Here is a 20,754-nt window from a genome sequence, read left to right on the forward strand (position 1 = left end):
CTTGCCTGTTCCAACCGTGCTCGTAGCTTCCTCTACTATCTCTATTGATTTTCCTTCTCCGCCTTCTCTACTTCCAATACTTTCTCTGCATGATGATTTCATTACAATACATGGATTCCATTACGTTCTTTGCGTTCTTTGGGTTCTTTAACTCGAATCGGGCTATTTGATATGCACCCCGACCAGACATACGTCATCATGCTGCTCCGTGCCGAACTGTGTGGATACAAAGTGGTGGAAGAGCTCTTCCATGTCCGCTTTTCTCTCCCGTTTGAACAACTGACTCAATTGCTTGATCTGTTGATCGGGGTCCTCTTCCATCGCGTGCTGCTCCATTAGCCCGTCTGTATATAAATAAAGCTTCGAATCCGCTGTAAAGGATATGCGCTCCTTCCTCATCTCCAGTTCCTCAAACATGCCAATGGCACAACTGCTCGTTTCCAGGCGGCGCACTTTTCCCGTTGCCTCGACCAGGAGGCCCGGTGGATGTCCGGCGTTCACATATTCCAGCTCCTGATGAACCGGGTCGATCACACAATAGATTCCCGTAAAGTAGTAGCTGATCGGAATCGATTCCGTTTGCAGCTCCATCATGCGTGCATTCAATTGTTGCATCATTTCGACGGGATCTACGTTCCGCTGCAGCAGTTCCCTGATCTGCGAGGAGATGAACATGCAGACCAGCGCTGACGAAATACCGTGACCCATCACATCGATAATCATGACCCCATACTTGCCGTTGTCCAGCTGCTGCCAGGCATACATATCTCCGGCTAATTGAGAGGAAGGTCGATACAGTGCATCGATATGCAGCGCCTCATTGTGAAGCGTATCGCTCATGACACCGCGCTGTACCTGTCTGGCCAAATCCAGCTCCTGACGGATGATCTTATCCTGATTTTTATGCCAGTCCTTCTCGTATTTCAAGCGCAGCGCGACACGGATACGGGCCAGCAGCTCGATCTTGTTGATCGGCTTCGTGACAAAATCGATCGCTCCCGCATCGAGTGCTTCAGCCAGCTTGGATGAATCCCCTACCGCTGTGACCATGATAATCGGAATGTCCTTCAGATGAGGATACTTCTGGATTAACCGACAGACCTCGATCCCGTCCATGCCCGGCATCATCATGTCCAGCAGAATGAGGTCGGCATCGGCATGCTCAAACAGGCTTTCCTGTGGTTGCTCCTCATTCATATGTAAGTAATCGATCAACTCGAAGGCCGATGACAGCTTTGTATTCTGTTGATAGCCTGCCTTTTGCAGCACTTTTTCGATGACGATCTGGTTGGTCGGATTATCATCTACAATGAGTATACGCATATGAAATAAAACTCCTTTTAATCTCGCTCCATCGCGTTATTTCTCTGCAATACTACTATCATAATTCAGATATGCAGTAAATACAAAGCTATTTGGCCACTTGCATCAAGTTTAACTTATGGGATTAGAGACAGGGAAAGACAAGCCCAGCTAGGGCTTGCCATTCCTGTGATATATTAGGGGGACGAAAGATTCAAATTAGGAGGCGGTTGCAATCACGAGCACTTTGCCCTGATCAAGCACTTCTTCATAATGATTGGCTTCTTCTTCTGTCAGCCCGACAGACTCGAGCTTGGAACGAAGCTCATCACCACGAGAGCGAAAGATATTCGCCAGGGAGCGGAACATGCCTTCTTCTGCAATATCGATTTCCTGTGCGTCGGTAGCATCAGCAATATGCGCCGTCCGCTTCTCTTCGTGCGCCAGCACATAAATGCGTGCGCCTTCAATGCCTTGTCCATGCATTCTTTTGACTGTGTCCAGTGCTTGCACACCATTATCTACGATTTCTACAGTTGGTTTCATTGTTCTTACTCCTCCTCTTCAAACATGTTTATGTGGAATATTGATATATATATATCAACGCTGCCCTACAGGATGGAAAGGCAGCGATGACCGCATTCGTTGTGACAGATGATCCTGTTTCGTTATCGCATCGGGTTGTTTACAGGAAAATTTCTTCCTGTTCCGGTTTCATGTCCATATCTGGTACGGCCTGATACGTATGATCGATGAAGTAGTCAATTTGTTCAATTTCTTTTGCTGCACCAGCTTGACCTTCGGCCACGTCCGTCCAGTATACTTTCATGCAATACGGTCCTTCACAAAATGCGACGCCATCACTCGCGATGGAATCAGGTTCGCCAAAGCGCTTGTAAATTTCCTGCTTGTCTATATCAATCTCTCTGCCGTCTACTTCAATAAAATCGGCAGAACGAGGGACCGTCACATAATCGATAGAGCCTTGTGTCATACCAATGATCATCGTGTCATATTGCAGCTGAATGGTTTCGGGGAAATAAGGGTCCTGATGAATTTGATCCGGCTTCCCCAGTTTCCGTAAAATATCTTCCTTTTGATCACTTAACGAAATGCCGTTTACTTGCTCGAAACGCCATCCCTGATTGGCATGCTGAATATCTGAACCAGAACGTTCGGCAGAAGATTCATTCTGAATATCTGCTTGCATATCTGAAGGGGCTTGAACACGACTCGGATGGTTGGCCATTTCTTGCGATACACTTCCCAGAAGACCAGACATTGCAATTGCCAGTCCGATGGACAAAGTCCACTTGAACATGATCGTTCCCTCACTTTCGTGCGTACTCATTGCGTACTAATGATGTGGTGCGTTGTTGATTAGGTTTTACCCGTGATGGCAACCCATGAATCAGTCCAAGCCAAATAAAAAAGACTGACCAGGGCGGTAAAATATCCCAGGTCAGTCTTGGATTTGTCATCGTCTTGCAGGAAGACAGATGGATTACAGATGAATCATGGATCGATTAAGAATCGATTTTATTTAAAGTCTTTCATGTTGTAGAATGCAGATTTTCCTGCATACTTCGCAACAGGACCCAACTCATCTTCGATGCGAAGAAGCTGATTGTATTTCGCAACGCGGTCTGTTCTGGAAGGCGCACCTGTCTTGATTTGACCCGCATTTGTCGCTGCAGCGATATCTGCGATTGTGCTGTCTTCACTTTCACCGGAACGGTGGGAAATGACAGCGGTATAACCTGCGCGCTTCGCCATTTCGATCGCGTCAAACGTTTCAGTCAGGGTACCGATTTGGTTTACTTTTACCAGAATCGAGTTTCCAACGCCTTTTTCGATTCCGTCAGACAAGCGAACGGTATTGGTTACGAACAGATCGTCACCGACCAATTGAACCTTGTCACCGATTTTTTCTGTGAGCAATTTCCAGCCATCCCAGTCGTCTTCAGCCAGACCATCTTCAATGGAGATGATTGGGTATTTGCTTACGAGATCACTTAGGAAGTCAACGAATTCAGCAGATGTGAAGGATTTGCCTTCACCGGAAAGCTCGTATTTGCCATTGCGGTAGAATTCAGTAGAAGCGACGTCCATACCGAGGAATACATCTTCACCCGCTTTGTAGCCTGCACGCTCAATCGCCGTTACGATGGTAGCCAGTGCTTCTTCGTTGGAAGCAAGGTTTGGTGCGAATCCACCCTCGTCACCTACTGCTGTATTCAGACCTTTTTCCTTCAGTACTGCTTTCAGGCTATGGAAGATTTCAGCTCCCGTACGAAGTGCTTCCTTGAACGTTTCTGCCGCTACAGGCAATACCATGAATTCCTGAATGTCGACGTTATTGTCCGCATGCTCTCCGCCATTCAGAATATTCATCATTGGAACCGGAAGCGTCTTCGCATTGAATCCGCCCAAGTATACGTACAAAGGAACGCCCAGTGCTTCAGCAGCTGCACGAGCCGTTGCCATGGATACCGCAAGGATCGCATTGGCACCCAGGGTCGCCTTGTTCGGCGTACCGTCCAGCTCGATCATCTTCTGGTCAATACCTACTTGATCCAGCGCGTCCCAGCCAATCAGCTCAGGCGCGATTTTTTCGTTTACATTCTCAACCGCTTTCAGCACACCTTTTCCAAGGTAACGGCTTTTGTCTCCGTCACGAAGCTCAACCGCCTCGTAAGCACCTGTGGAAGCACCTGAAGGTACAATCGCGCGGCCTACCGCACCGGATTCCAGATATACTTCAACTTCTACAGTAGGGTTGCCGCGGGAATCCATAACCTCGCGAGCATAAACGTCAGCAATGATCGTCATTTTCGTCATCTCTCCTTATTTTTGAATGAGGGTTTTGCCAGTCATTTCGACCGGTTGTGGAACGTGAAGCAGTTCAAGCATGGTCGGAGCGATGTCCGCCAGAATGCCGCCTTCGCGAAGCTTTGCATCTTCGGTCGTCACAATAAGCGGAACCGGGTTGGTCGTATGCGCCGTATGTGGTCTGCCGTTCTCGTCCATCAAAACATCGGCATTTCCGTGATCGGCTGTAATGATGGCCACGCCGCCTTTTGCCAGGATCGCTTCCACGACCTGACCCAGACATTCGTCAGTGGCTTCGACCGCTTTAATCGTTGGCTCCAGCATACCGGAGTGCCCCACCATATCCGGATTGGCAAAGTTCAGGATGATGCAGTCATGATTCTCTGCCTCAATTTCCTTCACCGCTGCAGCAGCGACTTCATAGGCGCTCATTTCCGGTTGCAGATCATAGGTGGCCACCTTCGGTGAGTTGATCAGAATCCGCGTTTCACCAGGCAATTCGACATCCCGTCCACCGCTGAAGAAGAAGGTCACATGCGGATACTTCTCCGTCTCGGCAATACGAAGCTGCTTCTTGTTGTGCTGTACAAGCACTTCACCCAGCGTATTGTCCAGATTCTTCGGTTTATACGCTACATAGCCGCCTACCGTTTCACTGAACAGGGTCATGCAAACATAATACAGGTTGGTTGGATGGTTGTCTCCACGATCAAAACCATGAAAATCTTCATTGGTGAAGACGGAGGACAACTGAATGGCACGATCCGGGCGGAAGTTGAAGAATATGACCGCATCCTCGCTCTCCACCAGGCCAATTGGCTGCTCCTGCTCATTCACCATGACAGTTGGAAGCACAAATTCATCATACACGGATTGTTCGTAAGATTCCACGATGGCTTGAACCGGATCATGATGCTGCGGCCCCTCGCCATATACCATGGAACGGTATGATTTCTCTACCCGGTCCCAACGCTTGTCACGGTCCATCGCATAATAGCGGCCTTGAACAGTCGCAATCTGTCCGATGCCGACTTCCTTCATATAGGCGACCAGACGCTCCATATAATGCTTGGCGCTGTCCGGTGCTACATCCCGTCCGTCTAGGAAAGCATGGATGTACACGTCTTCCAGACCTTCATTTTTGGCCAGATCAAGAAGAGCGAACAGGTGGTCAATATGGCTGTGTACGCCACCGTCAGACAAAAGCCCGTACAAATGCAGCTTTTTGCCGTTCTCCTTCGCATGCTGAACGGCTTTGAGAAGGGTATCGTTCTTCTTAAATTCCCCTTCACGAATCGACTTGGAAATACGCGTCAGGTCTTGATATACCGTACGTCCTGCACCGATATTCAAGTGACCGACTTCAGAATTTCCCATTTGCCCTTGAGGCAGCCCAACAGCTTCGCCGCAAGCAGTCAATGTCGTATGCGGGTACGTGTTCCAATAACGATCATAATTGGGTTTATTGGCTTGTGCGACAGCATTGCCAACCACTTCGTCGCGCAGTCCGAATCCATCCAGAATAATCAGTGCTACGGGTCTTGGTGCTGTCATACTACTTAGCCCCCTCAACCAGCTGGATGTAGGAATCTGCCTGCAAGCTGGCTCCTCCTACCAATGCGCCGTCGATATCGCTTTGTCCCATATATTCTTTTACGTTGTTCGGCTTTACACTGCCGCCATACTGAATACGGATGCTTTGTGCAGTTTGCGCATCAAAAGCTTCTGCCACAAGCTCGCGAATGTAGGCGATCACTTCATTCGCATCTTCAGCTGTGGAGGATTTGCCAGTACCGATCGCCCAGATCGGTTCATAGGCGATGACGACCTGAGCCGCCTGTTCCACAGACAAGCCCTTAAGCGCAGCCACGGTTTGCTCTTTGCAAACTTCCTTCGTTTGTCCTGCTTCTCTTTCCTCCAGCTTCTCCCCAACGCAAACAATCGGCGTCAAATCATACTGGAAGGCAGCCAGGGTCTTTTTGTTGACCGTCTCATCCGTCTCTGCAAAATAAGCTCTGCGCTCGGAATGCCCGATAATGACATATTTCACGCCAAGCTCCTGCAGCATCGCTCCGCTGATCTCACCCGTAAATGCGCCGTTTTCTTCCCAGTGGAAGTTCTGAGCGCCAACTTGAATGGATGTCCCCTGCAAGGCTTCTGTCAGAGCGGGCAGCGCGGTGAAAGGAGCACAAATAACGCTTTCTACTCCTTCTACTTCTGCTTTTCCACTTACTTCTTTGGCAAAGCTTGCTGCTTCAGCAGCAGTTTTGAACATCTTCCAGTTTCCTGCTATGATCGGTTTTCTCAACATCATCACCACTCTCCATCAGGATTCAATCCACTGCCATCTCTTATAGCTTTTAGCTTATAGCTTTTATCTTGCGCAGCAGGTCTGGCTTGCCGCCTGACCCACCAGTCCTGCTGTTGCCTTATGACTTTCTAGTCTTACCCATCTTACTCATCTTACTTTTCTGAATGGTCTGGCTTGTCTTACTTATCGTTCAGTGCGACAACCCCTGGAAGTGCCTTGCCTTCCATGAATTCCAGTGAAGCGCCGCCACCCGTTGAAATGTGATTCATTTGATCCGCGAGACCGAATTTCTCAGCTGCTGCTGCAGAGTCTCCGCCACCCAAGATGGTATAGCCTTCGGTGTCCGCACAAGCTTGACATACCGCTTTGGTTCCATGGGAAAACGGCTCGATTTCGAATACGCCCATCGGCCCGTTCCAAACAACTAGCTTGGAGTTCTGGATAACCTCTGCATACGTTTTGCGAGTTTCCGGTCCGATGTCGATGCCTTCCCATTCTGCCGGAATGCCGTCGATGTTTACGATCTGTACATTTGCGTCTGCGCTGAAGTCATCGGAAACGACGATGTCGGTAGGCAGGTAGAAGTTAACATTCTTCTCTTTCGCCTTTTGAATAAATTCAAGGGCGAGATCCAGCTTCTCATTGTCTACAAGCGACTTCCCGATTTCATGTCCTTGCGCCTTCAGGAAGGTGTATGACAATCCGCCGCCAATCAGAATGTTGTCCGCGATGTTCAGCAGATTTTCAATGACTCCGATCTTGTCCTTTACCTTCGCTCCGCCAATAATCGCGGTGAACGGACGCTCCGGAGTGGACAGTGCCTTGCCGAGTGTATCCAATTCCTTCTCCATCAGCAATCCGGAAACGGCAGGAAGATGCTCCGCAATACCGGCTGTAGAAGAGTGAGCGCGGTGAGCAGCACCAAACGCATCATTCACATAGACGTCTGCAAGCTCTGCAAAGGATTTGGCAAGCTCTGCATCATTTTTCTCCTCGCCAGCATGGAAACGCACGTTTTCAAGCACCAGTACGTCACCGTTTTCCATTCCGTCGATGATGGCTTTTACGCTGTCTCCGATGGATTCATCTGCTTTTTTCACGTCTTTACCGATCAATTCAGACAGACGATTGGCTGCCGGTGTCAAGCGCAGCTCTTCGACCACTTGACCTTTAGGGCGTCCCATGTGACTCGCCAGAATCACTTTCGCTCCCTGTTCTACTAAATATTGAATGGTTGGCAGGGTTTCACGAATACGGGTATCATCCGTAATCTTGCCTTCATGTAAAGGGACATTAAAATCAACACGAACAAATACCTTTTTGCCGCTTACCTCGATATTGCGTACACTTTGCTTGTTCATGACTTGCTCTCCTCCTTAAATGGGCCATCATGCTGAAACTAGGGAAAGAGGAGAATCGCTTCTCCTCTTATTGGTTCTCATTCTCTATCTAAATGTGAATTACAGTCCTTTTTTCGCAACGTAGGCAGCCAGATCGAGGACGCGGTTGGAGTAGCCCCACTCGTTGTCATACCAGGAAACGACTTTCACCATGTTGTCTCCCACTACCATTGTGGACAATCCATCGATGGTGGAGGAAGCAGGATCACCATTATAGTCGCTGGATACAAGCGGCTCATCGCTGAAGTTCATGATGCCTTTGAGCGGACCGTTTGCAGCTTCTTGCAGTGCGTTGTTTACATCTTCAACCGTTACGGTTTTGCTGGTTTCAACAACCAGGTCAGTGACGGATACGTTCGGAGTCGGTACACGCATAGCCATTCCGTTCAGCTTTCCTTTCAGCTCAGGCAATACGAGGGAAACCGCTTTGGCCGCACCAGTTGTGGATGGAATGATGTTTTCTGCTGCTGCACGCGCACGACGAAGGTCTTTGTGTGGCAGGTCAAGCGTATTTTGGTCATTCGTGTAGGAGTGAACCGTTGTCATCATGCCTTTTACGATGCCGAACTTGTCATTCAGCACTTTCGCAAATGGAGCCAGACAGTTTGTTGTACAAGAAGCGTTGGAGATAATGGTGTGTTGTGCTGGATCATACTGCTCTTCGTTTACACCCATTACCACTGTGATATCTTCGTTGGAAGCCGGTGCAGAGATAATAACTTTCTTTGCTCCGCCTTTCAAGTGAAGCTCTGCCTTGTCTTTCGCTGTGAAAATACCTGTAGATTCAACTACGATTTCTGCGCCAACTTCAGCCCAAGGGAGTGCACCCGGATCTCTCTCAGCAAATACTTTAACGGATTTGCCGTTTACGATAATTTCTCCTTCACCCGCTTCAACAGTCGCATTGAAACGACCATGTGTGGTGTCATATTTCAGCAAATGAACCAGCGTGTTTACATCTGTCAAATCGTTAATCGCTACGATCTCAACTTCAGTGTTGTTCAATGCAGCGCGGAATACGTTACGACCAATACGTCCAAAACCGTTAATACCTACTTTTACCACAGTAATTCCTCCTATGAATTCAAATAGTATATTTTCAAAATGAGACAGATGCCCCATTATGAATGACGAATGATTTCCATCGCGGCCGCTTCATCGGTAACCAGTACATCCTCGTGACCGAATTTCAATACGGCGGCAATGGCTTCCCCCTTGCTCCGGCCTCCAGCAACCCCAATCACGACCTCTGTCTTCATGATGTCCTCCAGACGAAGTCCAACGGTCGGGATGTTGTGGACAACCTGACCATCGCGGTCAAAGTAATAGCCAAAGGCTTCTGCCAGCGAACCGGCCTTAGCCAGCTGACGCATGGCGTTCTCATCGGTTTTTCTCCGTCTGGCCATGGTCATAGCATCTCCGATACCATGCAGGACAATGCGGCTTTTCCGAATGAACTGAATGATTTCCTGAATGTTGGAATCTTGCATCAGGGTGTGATAGGCTTCCTCGCCCAAATGGTCCGGTACATGCAGCAATCGATAGCTGCTACCCGTTTTCTTAGCCATGATCGAAGCGACGGTATTGGCCTGCAGCTCGACTCGCTCACCCAGACCGCCTCTGGCAGGGACGAATACATTTCCCTTCCATTGGGACGATACGTTGAGACCCTCGGCCACCTCGGCCATCGTGGTGCCTCCGGCTACCGCAATGACATCCTCTGCTCCCACATATTTGCGAAGCGAAGCGGCTCCGGCTCGCCCGAGTTCCTTCAGGGTAGATTCTGATTGCTCGGAATCTCCCGGTACGATCACAACCTGCTTCAGACTATATAGCTGGCGAATGTGTGCCTCCATGTCTGTCAGTCCGAAGATGTCTTTCAGATAAGGCTGCATGTCTTCCAGCAGCTGTGCGCCGGCCTCAGTCACCCGCATGCCGATGCTCTCTGTCTCCAGCAGACCCTGCTCTTTCAGAAAATCCAGCTCGCTCCGAAGCGTGCGCTCCGTCATATGAAGCGAGATAGCCAGATTCCGGCGTCCAATGACACCGCTGAGCATCACATGGTGCAAAATGTTGTAACGCTTTTTCAAGGTATCAATGAAATCAGGCAAAAGATGTTTTTGAATTTCTATGAATTTTCTCATTCTCTCCACTCCAAATTCATCCCTTGCCTTAAAAAGCTGTCTGCGGTGCGTGGACATTATTAGTCCCGCTCTATCGTTTTGTGTCCCGCCTACAACTTCATTGTATTGAAAACAGACTGAAAATGCAAGATAAACTTTCCTGTATGGACGTCTTGATTTTTATTAGAAACTGCGATAGAATAATTCTTGCTGTCCCTGATATCCCTGATCGCGCAGCCATCATCGTTTATACGATGGCGAGTCGGGGTTCAGACTGACATATACGTGCGCTCGTGGTCCAATGGATATGACGCAGGCCTCCGGAGCCTGAGATCGAGGTTCGATCCCTCGCGAGCGCGCCATCTAAAGATTTACCCTAATTTGACGATTTTCATACCCGTCAAAATTTTTTTGATCTATGTTTGACCTTTCTTGACCTTAATGTTTATTTCCGATATAGTATTACTTAGCTACTTCCTAACCGTTCCCCGGATGTCTTGAATCGATGGATTTAGGCTATTCTAGGAGTAAGAATGGATAGGTTCATTTTTTGAAGGAGGGTTTACCAATGAGCTATGTACCTATGGTTGTCGAACAAACCAATCGCGGAGAGCGTGCCTATGATATTTATTCGCGCTTGCTGAAGGATCGCATCATTTTCCTGGGCACCCCGGTCAATGACGTGGTGGCCAACTCGATTATTGCGCAGATGCTGTTTCTGGCTGCAGATGATCCGGAAAAAGACATTTCTCTATATATCAACAGCCCGGGTGGTTCGATCACCGCAGGAATGGCGATCTTTGATACGATGCAGTTTATCAAGCCTGATGTCTCTACGATCTGTGTAGGAATGGCAGCTTCGATGGGCGCTTTCCTGCTGAATGCGGGAGCGAAAGGAAAACGTTATTGTCTGCCAAACAGTGAAGTGATGATTCATCAGCCGCTAGGTGGAGCTGAAGGTCAAGCCAGCGATATCGAAATTCGTGCAAAGCGAATTCTGAAAATGAGAGATAAGCTCAATCAGATTCTGGCAGAACGTACCGGCCAGCCGCTTGAACGAATCGAGAAAGATACAGACCGCGATTACTTTATGAGTGCAGAAGAAGCAAAAGAATATGGTATCGTCGATCGCGTCATTGAAAAGGTATAATCTAATTATGACAAACGAAAAGGTATCTGGCCGAAATGCATGCATTTCGGGCTCAGATACCTTTTTTTAATGGCTGTTATTTTATTTTTGCTCATCGAGCGGGAAAAACAGCAGATTCACAGGCAGGGAAGAACCGGCTGCCGGAATGAGCTCCAATTTCAACTCTTTCTCGGTGCCCTTCGTTCTGGCGATCAATTGAGCGCCATCGTTGACATTGAGGATGCCTGATTTGGGTACCATTTGCGGCACGCCGTTAATGGCCACTGGACCCTTGTAATTTCCACCGCGCGGAACGAGCAGCACCGCCATTTTTTCAGGGCGTTCAATGACCAGTTCATAGGTGACACCATAGTTTCCGGTCAGCGAAGTGGCGATGCCACGCATGGGATCAAAGCCCGGTGTGAACGGATCCAATTTCCCGTCTCCGATTGACAATTTTGCCGGCTCGGTCAATCCCGCTCCATCATAACGAAGTTGCTTGGAAGAGGCGACAAACGTGCCCCGGATATGATTGACATAAGGCAGAGGTGGATACGTATCCAGGTTAGACGCGGAATCTCCCCACTCCATGGCCGCGAAGTATACCTCGGCCGAACCGTCTGTCTCAATATCATACATCATATTGGTTCCTTGAGCCGGGTACACCTTCGGCATTTTGACGAGGATGCCCTTCTCTCCGGGTTCAAGGCTCATTTCAGTCTCACGATGCTTGTTCAGCATGAAATCCAGAGCTGCATGCTGACCAAACAATTGGGCGTAGACAGAGGGATAGGCCTCCCCTTTATTCGTCACCTTTACCTTTACCGATTTGTCCGATGTGTTTTCCACAATGATCATCAGTTGCAGCACCTGATCCATGCCATTCACATGATTGGCATACAGTCTGGCTTTGCCGGACACTCCATCATGATACAAGATCCCGTAGTCGGTAATGGTCTCCGGACTGTCACTGAACAAGATCGGTCGATCAGTCACCAGGTTGGAGCTGTAGTTCATTTCCTTCACATTTTTGTATGCAGTGCGCTGCTGGCTTGTAAGCTTGAGAACCGAACCCACAGGCTGATGGTACAGCGGAAATTCTTCTTTGCTCAGATGAACGTCACTGGTTACGGTGATGGTTTGCTCATATGGCTCGCTATAATTGCCCTTGCTGTCCTTGGCGATCAGACTCACCTTGTAGCTCCCAGCTTCAAAGAAAGCCTGCTGCTTGTCCTTCCAGTCCAGATAGGTGATCGGATCTCCATCCGGATCATAACTCAAATCGATATATTGAATCGGTTCCCCGATCTGATACACCTTTTTGTCAGTCGCGAACTTGGCGACGGGCAGGCTGTTTTTCGTCAACTGGTCATACAGTTCCTTTGGCACGCCTACATAGATAAGCTCGATTCGTTTCGATTCCGGCTTGTAGTTGTATTTGGCACCAACGAGATCAGCCAGCCAGGTCATTTTCACCATCAGGCGATTGTTGCGAATGACGGCGATACTGTTAAAAGGAAGATAAATGCCATCCATCATGACCGTGTTGTTGGCTTGATCCAGACTGATAAAATGATGCTCATTATTGATATTGATTTTTTTGGTGGCGGCATCATAACTCAGCTGCAGGCCAAGGGAATCCGCCAGAAATTTGACTGGCAAATACGTGGAGCCGTTAATGGCCGTGGCTGGTGAATCCAGTTCAATTTCTTCATTGTTGATGTAAGCCTGATTGTTTCCCAGGTAAAACAATACATGCGAGGTGGTAGCCGAGATCGAGGAAGAGCCCGCAGCTGCAACGTTCGCAGGGGATTGTACAGGCATGAGCGCGATGCCAAGGGTTGCTGCAAGGGCCGCACTCAGCCAGCGCTTGCGCAAGGGCCTCAGAGGCTTGATCAAATAGTGAAGCATGTGAATGTCATTTCTCCTTCTATTCCGAATAATGATGCTCACTGTATAGACGCAAGATGTTCCACCGGAGTTGCACGCTATATCACAAATTTAAGCGGATGACGCTGAAATCTTGTCCATTTTGTTAAATAACGGAAGCCGTTTGGCAGAAACTTGCTTCGACATCAATGACGAGAAAGACGATGAACACGAAGAAGTGAATGAAAAAGGGATGGAAAAAAGGAGCTCCCTCAACCTCTGAGGGAAACTCCTTGTCTCGAACAACCAATCTATAAACGTATTAATGATACATCGCTCATGAAGCCACGCTGTTGCAGCTCGTCTGCCTCATGATAGCTCTCGCATTATTGATTTTCAATCTCTTCCTTGCTTACCAGTTCTGTTAAAGCGGTTACAGCCTGTTCAGCATCGGAGCCTTCCCCACTGATGTGGATTTCTGTGCCTGAGCTGATGGCGAGACTCATGATCCCCATAATGCTTTTTGCATTTACTTTTTTATCGTCTTTCTCCACAAATATCTCAGACGAGAATTTATTCGCCTCTTGAACAAATAAAGCAGCTGGCCTTGCATGCAAGCCAGTTTTCAGCTTCACCACCACTGGGCGTCTTGTCATGACTTTCTACCCCCTCGACAGAATTGCAATGAATCATTACAGTCGTATGATGTTATTATAACAAAAATAAATAGAAATACGCCATATGATTAGACGAAATCAAAGGATTTTTTCCCCATTGCGAATTTTTTCTGCGATTTCATCGATTTTTCTCAGTCGATGATTCACGCCTGATTTGCTTACCCTTGTGCCTAACAGCTCTCCCACTTCTGTCAAATTCATATCGGGATGCTGCATTCGGATGACCGCTACTTCCCTGAGCTTATCCGGGAGCTGATCCAGTCCAACCTCTGATTCAATCAGTCGAATGTTCTCAATCTGCCTCATAGCTGCTCCGATGGTTTTGTTCAAGTTCGCCGTCTCGCAGTTGACCAGACGGTTGACGGAGTTGCGCATGTCTCGCATAATCCGTACATCTTCAAATTTCAACAGCGCCTGATGCGCACCGATGATATTGAGGAATTCGATAATCTTCTCGCCTTCCTTGAGGTAAAAGATGTACCCCTTCTTCCGCTCGATGCAGCGGGCATTCAGATCAAATTCATTGGCAAGATCACATAAGGCAAGACTATGCTCCTCATACATGGACGCAATCTCCAGATGATACGAAGAGCCTTCCGGATTGTTGACCGATCCCCCCGCCAGGAAAGCCCCCCGCAAATAAGACCGCTTACAGCATTTCTTACGCACAATTTCTTTATCAATGCCGGAATTGAAAACAAACCCTTCCGAGACGATGCACAGCTCCTTCAGAATGGTTTCCACCTGACTGGGTACCCGCACCATATACACATTGTTCTTTTTGAGACGCATTTTTTTTCGCACGAGCAATTCCGTATGGGCATGAAACAGTTGTTTGATAAACGAATAGATCCGTCTGGCAATCGCCGCATTTTCCGTGCTGATATCCAGGGTTACGCGCTGATTGCTCAACTGAACAGAGCCATTCATGCGAATCAGTGCGGAGAGCTCTGCCTTGCTGCAGCATGCTTTCGTTTCGATCATGGTCAGTTCTTTTTTAGTTGTTGCTGCAAAAGACACAGCCTTCACCCCCTGAGAATGGAATCAATTCAAATCACTCAGGACCCTTGTGCCTCCCGAATGATCCGATGGATATGATCGCTGAGCTTCATCGCATCATGACGCAGATAGGTCTTGTAATAGACAAGCTCATCGGCAATCACATTGCATCGCTCCTGCTTCAATCGCTCATAATCAATGGGCACAATCTCGGCCCCTTGCTCCTTGTATTTCACTTTGACGTCATCCGGTATGCCGCCTTCATTCACAATGACATGGTCAAATATGGGACGGCCCACATGTTCCCTCATGACGGCCAAATGATCATACACTGTAAATTGATCGGTCTCCCCGGGCTGGGTCATTACATTGCAAATGTATATTTTTTGAGCCTGGGACTGAATGACTTCCTGCGCAATTTGCGGTACCAGCAAATTCGGCAAGATGCTCGTGTACAGGCTGCCAGGACCGACGATGATCGCGTCTGCTTCCCTGATGGCCTCAATGACTTCCGGCAACGGCTGAACATCCTGCGGATCAATGAAAACGCGTTTGATGCGCTTGCCGCTCTTCGGAATGATGGATTCTCCCTCTACGACAGAATCATCCTCCATCTCAGCCTTCAGGACGATCGGTTCATTGGCTGCTGGCAGTACGCGTCCACGTACCGCAAGCACCTGACTGAGTTCCTGGATGCCCTTGAAGAAATCTCCCGTAATGTCGGTTACGGCAGCCAGAATCAGGTTGCCCAAACTGTGCCCTTTCAAACCGTTCCCGCTCTGGAACCGATACTGCAGTACGTTGGACATCACAGGTTCCACATCTGCCAAAGCGATGAGCACACTGCGAATATCCCCTGGTGGAGGCATTTTCAGTTCCGATCGCAAAATACCCGAGCTCCCCCCGTCATCTGCAACGGTTACAATGGCCGTAATATCAAACGGCTTCAGCTTCAGTCCGCGGAGAATGACAGACAGCCCCGTCCCTCCTCCCATTACGACAACTCTGGGTTTTCTGGGACCTGTGGGCATGGCTGTGGTGTGTGGAGTTTCAGGCTGCATCGTTCGGGTGACCTGTGCCTGATCCTGATCCTCATTTACGTGGTGTACACCAGACGCGGGTTGCTGCTCATCCGCATCTGGCTGTCGCGCCTTCCCCATCCTCTCACCTCTCACTCTCACTCTCAATTCTCATTTTTCTCACTTTTCGTAACTCGCCTCGCATTTGACCCGGTTCACAACGTGCTGCTTACTTGTCAGGCCTGCACTTCTATCATCATTGACAGGTAGAGCCGCTATGCTTTATCCCGATCTGCGTCCCGATGGCTCACTCGAACGGATTCATTCTCACTGGTGCCCAGCATTTTCCCCAAATACTCCGCAACGGATACCGAACGGTGCTTCCCTCCTGTACAGCCAATGCCGACAACAACCTGACTCTTTCCTTCCTTCACAAATTGCGGGATCATAAATTGCATCAAATCCAGCAGTTTGATAAGAAACGTCTGGGTTTCCGGCCATTTCATCACATAATCATAGACCTCTTGATTGAGTCCCGTCTTCGGTCTCAGATCGTCCACGTAGTGAGGATTTGGAAGGAAACGGACATCGAAGATAAGGTCAGCATCAATCGGCATGCCATACTTAAATCCAAAGGACATCACGTTAATAGAAAGGCGCTGCTCGGAGGTGCCGGAAAATCTGGCGATAATCCGCTCCTTCAATTGCAGCGGCTTGAGCCTGCTCGTATCGATCACCTGTGTCGCCACACCCTTGAGCTCTTCGAGCATCGTGCGCTCACTCTGGATGCCCTCCAGCGGAAGACCTTCAGGAGCGAGTGGATGCTTTCTCCGGCTTTCCTTGTAACGCTGCACCAGCACTTGATCGGTCGCATCCAGAAACAGGATCTCGTGCATCAGTGACTCATGATGCTGGATATATTGCAGCGACTCGGTCAAGGCAGTGAAAAATTCACGGCCTCTCAAATCAATGACCAGGGCCACTTTGCGAATTTTGCCATGTGACTGATCTACCAGCTCTGCAAATTTGGGGATCAGCACAGGCGGCAGATTGTCTACACAAAAATAGCCCAAATCCTCCAGACTCTGCACGGCGATCGTTTTCCCAGCGCCCGACATCCCTGTAATAATGACGATTTGTCCCTGTTTTTTCTGTTCGTTAAACTGCTCCCGCTTGATTTCTTCCATTTGCTCCTGTTTCTCAACCAATGGATTCTCCCCCATCCATATATTTGTGTGAAGACAGGCAACCAGCCATTATGATCTTAGATTCAGTCCTGCAGCCCCAATCATGCCCGCATCATTGCCCAGCACGGCAGGTACGATCTCCATATCGCCAAATGTTGGAGGTGCCATCGTTTTATAATGCTCGCGCAAGGCTTGAAACAGGAAGTCTCCGGCTTTGCTGACTCCACCGCCGATAATATAGCGCTGCGGATTTAATATAACAGAGGTCAGGACCATCGCCTTCCCCAAGTAGAAGCTGGCCCGCTGCACGATGCGAATGGCTGCATCATCGCCTTGCTTGGCCGCATCAAACACATCCTTGGCGGTGATAAACTCCAGCGAGGACAGGGAAGTACGGTCTCCGCGTTTCACTGCATCGACAGCCATCCGAATAATGCCAGTCGCCGAGGACACTGTTTCCAGACAGCCTCTCTGTCCGCAGTTGCATTGAATCGCTTCCAAATCCGGAATGATCGCCATGTGACCGAGCTCTCCAGCCATGCCACTGCCCTCATAGATTTTGCCATCGATAATAATACCGCCACCTACGCCAGTACCAAGCGTAAAGCAGACGACATTTTTCAGCCCTTTGCCTGCTCCGGCCCATGCTTCACCCAGTGCCGCCACGTTGGCATCATTGTTAATGGTCACTTGTTTGCCCAGTCGATCCTCCAGCATTTGCTTGACTGGTGTATCTCTAAAGCCGAGATTTGGTGAAAGCTTGACCACACCGGATTCCATATCCATAAATCCGGGAATGCCAGCGCCAATGCCCTCGACTTGCTCCCAGCTGTAAGCAGACTCCGCCACAAGCTCTTTAACGTATTTGACGATATTGTCGATAATCGCTTCGGTGCCATGCTCAACCCCGGTTGGCCCTTCAAATTTGTGCATCAAATCCCCAGCTGGATTGCAAATGCCTACTTTAACCGTTGTTCCACCCAGGTCCACTCCGATATAAATCTTCTCCATCATGATCTTCCACCTCTTCATCATATCTTCCATCTATAATCATTTGCACCAGCGACATACAAATCACCGTATGCATGAGAAAACGTGGAAACCAGCATTTCCACGTTTACTTTCCATCGCATTATGACAGACTCTGACTCCAGTCGTGAACGGCATCGCCTTCCAGGTAACGCTCACAATCCAGGGCAGCCATACACCCTGAACCTGCTGCTGTAATCGCCTGGCGATAGTGCATATCCTGCACATCCCCGCAAGCGAAGACACCTGGAATATTCGTACGGCTCGTCCCGGGTTCAACCAGGATATAGCCGGTTTCGTCTGTGCGGATTTTGCCGCCGAGGAATTCGGTATTCGGCTTGTGTCCAATCGCAATGAAGATTCCATCTGTTTCGAGGACTTCTTCCTCGCCTGTCTCGTTGTGCTTGACCTTCAGTCCGGTCACACCCTTGTCTCCTGCCATGACTTCAACCGGAGTCACATTCAGGCTCCAGGAGATCTTCTCGTTTTCCTTCGCCCGATCCTGCATGATCTTGGAGGCTCTAAGCTCATCGCGGCGATGTACAACCCGTACATTCGTTGCGAATTTCGTCAGGAAGCTCGCTTCTTCCATCGCGGAATCCCCGCCACCAACGACGATGATTTTCTTGCCGCGGAAGAAGAATCCGTCGCACGTCGCACAGGTGCTGACGCCGCGTCCGATATTTTCCTTTTCACCCGGCAGTCCGAGCAGCTTGGCTGTTGCTCCGGTGGAAATGATCACGCTCTCTGCGATGATATCGTCCCCGCCTTCGATTTTCAGCGTAAACGGACGCTTGTCAAAGTCAATGCTGTTGACCCAGCTTGTACGGAATTCTGCGCCGAAACGCTCCGCCTGCTTGCGCATGTTGGCCATCAGCTCCGGCCCCATAATCCCGTCCGGAAATCCCGGGAAATTCTCCACATCGGTCGTCGTTGTCAGTTGACCGCCTGGCTCCGGCCCTTCAATAACGAGCGGGCTCAAATTCGCCCGCGCAAGGTAGATCGCAGCGGTCAAACCCGCTGGACCTGTTCCAATCACAACACTTTTGTACATGTCTTGACCTCCTAGGGTTTCACATTATCTTATATGTGTGAATCTCTGCCTTATTGTTCCTGAAAAGGCGAGAAAACATTGCTCATTTTTTCTTTCAGTCCACAGATCTCGTCGATTTTGCCTACATGTCTGCGGATGGTGGGAGCCGTTACGCCATAGCGTCTGGACAATTCGGTATAGGTAATGGTAGAGCTATGCATCTGTGCGGTCAGATACTCCAGTGCCGCCGCCCAGCCTTCCGGCTTCTGAATCGTCGGGACATTTGGATGCACACGTCCAAGAAATTCCTTCCAAAGTGTCTGCATATCATGCTTCTGGCACTGGTCATACCGATCTCGCATTGCATCAGTTGCCAGATCAATCACCGCTTGCCACTGCGTCTTCCATTCTGGAAGTTCCGATGAGGAAGTGGCGTAGACATATACCTCTTTGCCGTCCATGCGGGTCAAATACGGCTCTTTGGCTCCGATCGACTGTAGCATGTAAACAGCTGCCTGACGCACACGATCTGTTTCGTCCTCTCGCTTCAGGCAATCCCGCAGCATCCCTTCTGCTTCTGCTCCACCCAGCATGCCGATGATTTGAATCATTTGCAGCTTGGTGGACTCATCTCCGTGTTGGAGCGCCCAGGTTAAAGAGGAGTGCAAGATGGCATCCTCGATCAAATCGGCAGGGAGATGGCTGTCCTTCTGCCCCCACTCACGCAACCGCTCTTCAAAGGGCAGATAGTATTGATAGCTGACAGGCGCATTAGCCTTGCGCTTTCCCTCTTCACACAGCATATCAAAATGTGACAAATAGAAAGAAGGCACAGCAGAGTTCGTGTCTAGCTGCCGGGCTTTCTCCCAGTATCGCTTCGCCTGATCATACTGATTCATATGAAAGGAGGCCACTGCAAAATAATGATGCAGACACGGGTCCTCTGCAAATTCACCGGAATGCATCAGACGTCTGAAATGCAAGTATGCCGTACGATGCTCATCCAGCAATCCGAGCGTCATGGCCAGCTTAAATACATGCTCCTGATGAAACGGAATGGTTCGGCGCAACAACTGCAGCAACTGTTGCAGCTTCTCCTGCTCTCCTTGCTGCTTGTAAACGATAGCGAGGTTGCATAACGCATGCACATTGCCCTCTTCTACCGCCAGCACCTGCTCGATCGCCCCCATGCACAGATCCATCTGGTCCAGATAGAAATAGGCAAGTGCGAGGTTGTTGTACGCCGCCAGAAACTGCGGGTGCTTCTCTGTAATCTCTTTCAGAAGCTGAACCGCTTCAGCAAACTTGCCTTCTTCCATGAACCCTCTGGCCTTGTCATGCTCGAAGAACACTTCCCGGCTCTTGATATGCGGAATTTCGATTGGTCGCTCCAGCTCATAGCTAAGCATCTCAATCATTTCCTCGCACTCTTCCAGAAAGGCGCCTCGCGGATCTTTCTCCAGATAACGCAGGAGCGCCTGTTCCGCCTCTTCAAAAGCTTCCATATTGGCGTAATTGTTCGCCATATAAAAATGACATTCCGTCATCGCGGGGTCAATGTCATCTATAATCTGAAACAGAATTTCATTCGATCGCTCGTAATTGCCGATCTCAGAATAAATGCCTGCCATATTACAATGATTTATCGGATTTCGAGGTTCATACTCCACCGCACGTTGGAAATATTTCAGCGCCTTATCATATCGATACCGATCCAGGGATTGCATCGCCTTCTCAAAAAAGAAGTTGGCATCCATCTTCAAGGGTATGATCTTCGGTCGTTTGGAACGGTAGGATGTTTTTTTGCTTTCCATGATGTCAAGGCACCTCCTTCTCTGAATCAA

Annotated in this window: 18 protein-coding genes and 1 tRNA gene; 2 read left to right on the forward strand and 17 right to left on the reverse strand. The window is 49.1% G+C overall.

Annotated elements, in window-relative coordinates; translation table 11 throughout:
* Window positions 1–162 precede the first annotated feature (162 nt).
* The 9 genes from ACFSUC_RS05110 to ACFSUC_RS05150 form a co-directional block, all read right to left on the reverse strand.
* On the reverse strand, window positions 163–1,323 hold the full coding sequence (locus ACFSUC_RS05110; protein WP_379928406.1) for a SpoIIE family protein phosphatase: 1,161 nt from the start codon (window positions 1,321–1,323) through the stop codon (window positions 163–165).
* A gap of 198 nt (window positions 1,324–1,521) precedes the next feature.
* A complete protein-coding gene (locus ACFSUC_RS05115; protein WP_379928407.1) occupies window positions 1,522–1,848 on the reverse strand; it encodes a general stress protein in 327 nt (108 codons plus the stop codon).
* 139 nt (window positions 1,849–1,987) lie between these two features.
* Window positions 1,988–2,623, reverse strand: coding sequence for a hypothetical protein (locus tag ACFSUC_RS05120; protein ID WP_379928408.1), 636 nt, complete (start codon window positions 2,621–2,623; stop codon window positions 1,988–1,990).
* Window positions 2,624–2,841: 218 nt separating this feature from the next.
* Window positions 2,842–4,134, reverse strand: a complete 1,293-nt coding sequence (gene eno, locus ACFSUC_RS05125) for a phosphopyruvate hydratase (protein ID WP_379928409.1) — start codon at window positions 4,132–4,134, stop codon at window positions 2,842–2,844.
* Between the two features lie 15 nt (window positions 4,135–4,149).
* Window positions 4,150–5,688 carry a 2,3-bisphosphoglycerate-independent phosphoglycerate mutase gene (gene gpmI / locus ACFSUC_RS05130; protein ID WP_379928410.1) on the reverse strand — a complete coding sequence of 513 codons (1,539 nt, stop codon included), beginning with the start codon at window positions 5,686–5,688 and terminating at the stop codon, window positions 4,150–4,152.
* 1 nt (window position 5,689) lies between these two features.
* Window positions 5,690–6,442, reverse strand: a complete 753-nt coding sequence (tpiA, locus tag ACFSUC_RS05135; RefSeq protein ID WP_379928467.1) for a triose-phosphate isomerase — start codon at window positions 6,440–6,442, stop codon at window positions 5,690–5,692.
* 182 nt (window positions 6,443–6,624) lie between these two features.
* Window positions 6,625–7,806 carry a phosphoglycerate kinase gene (locus ACFSUC_RS05140; protein WP_379928411.1) on the reverse strand — a complete coding sequence of 394 codons (1,182 nt, stop codon included), beginning with the start codon at window positions 7,804–7,806 and terminating at the stop codon, window positions 6,625–6,627.
* A gap of 99 nt (window positions 7,807–7,905) precedes the next feature.
* Complete coding sequence (gene gap / locus ACFSUC_RS05145; RefSeq protein ID WP_379928412.1) at window positions 7,906–8,910, reverse strand: type I glyceraldehyde-3-phosphate dehydrogenase; 1,005 nt, start codon at window positions 8,908–8,910, stop codon at window positions 7,906–7,908.
* Between the two features lie 56 nt (window positions 8,911–8,966).
* Entirely contained in the window at window positions 8,967–9,989 is a 1,023-nt protein-coding gene (locus ACFSUC_RS05150) for a sugar-binding transcriptional regulator (protein ID WP_379928413.1), read from the reverse strand.
* A gap of 266 nt (window positions 9,990–10,255) precedes the next feature.
* On the opposite strand from ACFSUC_RS05150, the gene ACFSUC_RS05155 reads away from it, so the two are divergent.
* A tRNA-Arg gene (locus ACFSUC_RS05155) sits at window positions 10,256–10,330 on the forward strand.
* A 206-nt stretch (window positions 10,331–10,536) separates the two neighbouring features.
* On the forward strand, window positions 10,537–11,118 hold the full coding sequence (clpP, locus tag ACFSUC_RS05160) for an ATP-dependent Clp endopeptidase proteolytic subunit ClpP (RefSeq protein WP_379928414.1): 582 nt from the start codon (window positions 10,537–10,539) through the stop codon (window positions 11,116–11,118).
* 81 nt (window positions 11,119–11,199) lie between these two features.
* Here clpP and ACFSUC_RS05165 read toward each other — a convergent pair whose 3' ends face one another.
* The 8 genes from ACFSUC_RS05165 to ACFSUC_RS05200 all read right to left on the reverse strand — a co-directional run bounded on the left by ACFSUC_RS05165 (window position 11,200) and on the right by ACFSUC_RS05200 (window position 20,724).
* Entirely contained in the window at window positions 11,200–13,008 is a 1,809-nt protein-coding gene (locus tag ACFSUC_RS05165) for a stalk domain-containing protein (protein ID WP_379928415.1), read from the reverse strand.
* Window positions 13,009–13,352: 344 nt separating this feature from the next.
* The gene (locus tag ACFSUC_RS05170; RefSeq protein WP_379928416.1) at window positions 13,353–13,622 is read right to left on the reverse strand and encodes an HPr family phosphocarrier protein; all 270 of its coding nucleotides are present in this window, start codon (window positions 13,620–13,622) and stop codon (window positions 13,353–13,355) included.
* Window positions 13,623–13,721: 99 nt separating this feature from the next.
* Entirely contained in the window at window positions 13,722–14,663 is a 942-nt protein-coding gene (gene whiA / locus ACFSUC_RS05175) for a DNA-binding protein WhiA (protein WP_379928417.1), read from the reverse strand.
* A gap of 38 nt (window positions 14,664–14,701) precedes the next feature.
* A complete protein-coding gene (locus ACFSUC_RS05180; RefSeq protein ID WP_379928468.1) occupies window positions 14,702–15,673 on the reverse strand; it encodes a gluconeogenesis factor YvcK family protein in 972 nt (323 codons plus the stop codon).
* Between the two features lie 263 nt (window positions 15,674–15,936).
* Window positions 15,937–16,848, reverse strand: coding sequence for an RNase adapter RapZ (gene rapZ, locus ACFSUC_RS05185; RefSeq protein ID WP_379928469.1), 912 nt, complete (start codon window positions 16,846–16,848; stop codon window positions 15,937–15,939).
* 69 nt (window positions 16,849–16,917) lie between these two features.
* Entirely contained in the window at window positions 16,918–17,862 is a 945-nt protein-coding gene (locus ACFSUC_RS05190; protein ID WP_379928418.1) for an ROK family glucokinase, read from the reverse strand.
* Between the two features lie 118 nt (window positions 17,863–17,980).
* Entirely contained in the window at window positions 17,981–18,931 is a 951-nt protein-coding gene (gene trxB / locus ACFSUC_RS05195) for a thioredoxin-disulfide reductase (RefSeq protein WP_379928419.1), read from the reverse strand.
* 50 nt (window positions 18,932–18,981) lie between these two features.
* Window positions 18,982–20,724 (reverse strand): tetratricopeptide repeat protein, encoded by a 1,743-nt coding sequence (locus ACFSUC_RS05200; RefSeq protein WP_379928420.1) that lies wholly within the window; start codon window positions 20,722–20,724, stop codon window positions 18,982–18,984.
* Window positions 20,725–20,754: the final 30 nt, after the last annotated feature.

This window comes from Marinicrinis sediminis, from assembly GCF_042685085.1.
Lineage (GTDB): Bacteria > Bacillota > Bacilli > Paenibacillales > KCTC-33676 > Marinicrinis > Marinicrinis sediminis.

Excerpts from the sequence above, each read along its gene's own strand:
- ACFSUC_RS05165 (WP_379928415.1), bottom strand. The coding sequence starts at position 13,008 with ATGCTTCACTATTTGATCAAGCCTCTGAGGCCCTTGCGCAAGCGCTGG.
- ACFSUC_RS05120 (WP_379928408.1), bottom strand. The coding sequence starts at position 2,623 with ATGTTCAAGTGGACTTTGTCCATCGGACTGGCAATTGCAATGTCTGGT.
- clpP (WP_379928414.1), top strand. The coding sequence starts at position 10,537 with ATGAGCTATGTACCTATGGTTGTCGAACAAACCAATCGCGGAGAGCGT.
- ACFSUC_RS05115 (WP_379928407.1), bottom strand. The coding sequence starts at position 1,848 with ATGAAACCAACTGTAGAAATCGTAGATAATGGTGTGCAAGCACTGGAC.
- ACFSUC_RS05140 (WP_379928411.1), bottom strand. The coding sequence starts at position 7,806 with ATGAACAAGCAAAGTGTACGCAATATCGAGGTAAGCGGCAAAAAGGTA.
- ACFSUC_RS05170 (WP_379928416.1), bottom strand. The coding sequence starts at position 13,622 with ATGACAAGACGCCCAGTGGTGGTGAAGCTGAAAACTGGCTTGCATGCA.
- ACFSUC_RS05110 (WP_379928406.1), bottom strand. The coding sequence starts at position 1,323 with ATGCGTATACTCATTGTAGATGATAATCCGACCAACCAGATCGTCATC.
- ACFSUC_RS05190 (WP_379928418.1), bottom strand. The coding sequence starts at position 17,862 with ATGATGGAGAAGATTTATATCGGAGTGGACCTGGGTGGAACAACGGTT.
- rapZ (WP_379928469.1), bottom strand. The coding sequence starts at position 16,848 with ATGGAAGAAATCAAGCGGGAGCAGTTTAACGAACAGAAAAAACAGGGA.
- ACFSUC_RS05200 (WP_379928420.1), bottom strand. The coding sequence starts at position 20,724 with ATGGAAAGCAAAAAAACATCCTACCGTTCCAAACGACCGAAGATCATA.
- gpmI (WP_379928410.1), bottom strand. The coding sequence starts at position 5,688 with ATGACAGCACCAAGACCCGTAGCACTGATTATTCTGGATGGATTCGGA.
- eno (WP_379928409.1), bottom strand. The coding sequence starts at position 4,134 with ATGACGATCATTGCTGACGTTTATGCTCGCGAGGTTATGGATTCCCGC.
- ACFSUC_RS05150 (WP_379928413.1), bottom strand. The coding sequence starts at position 9,989 with ATGAGAAAATTCATAGAAATTCAAAAACATCTTTTGCCTGATTTCATT.
- ACFSUC_RS05180 (WP_379928468.1), bottom strand. The coding sequence starts at position 15,673 with ATGCCCACAGGTCCCAGAAAACCCAGAGTTGTCGTAATGGGAGGAGGG.
- trxB (WP_379928419.1), bottom strand. The coding sequence starts at position 18,931 with ATGTACAAAAGTGTTGTGATTGGAACAGGTCCAGCGGGTTTGACCGCT.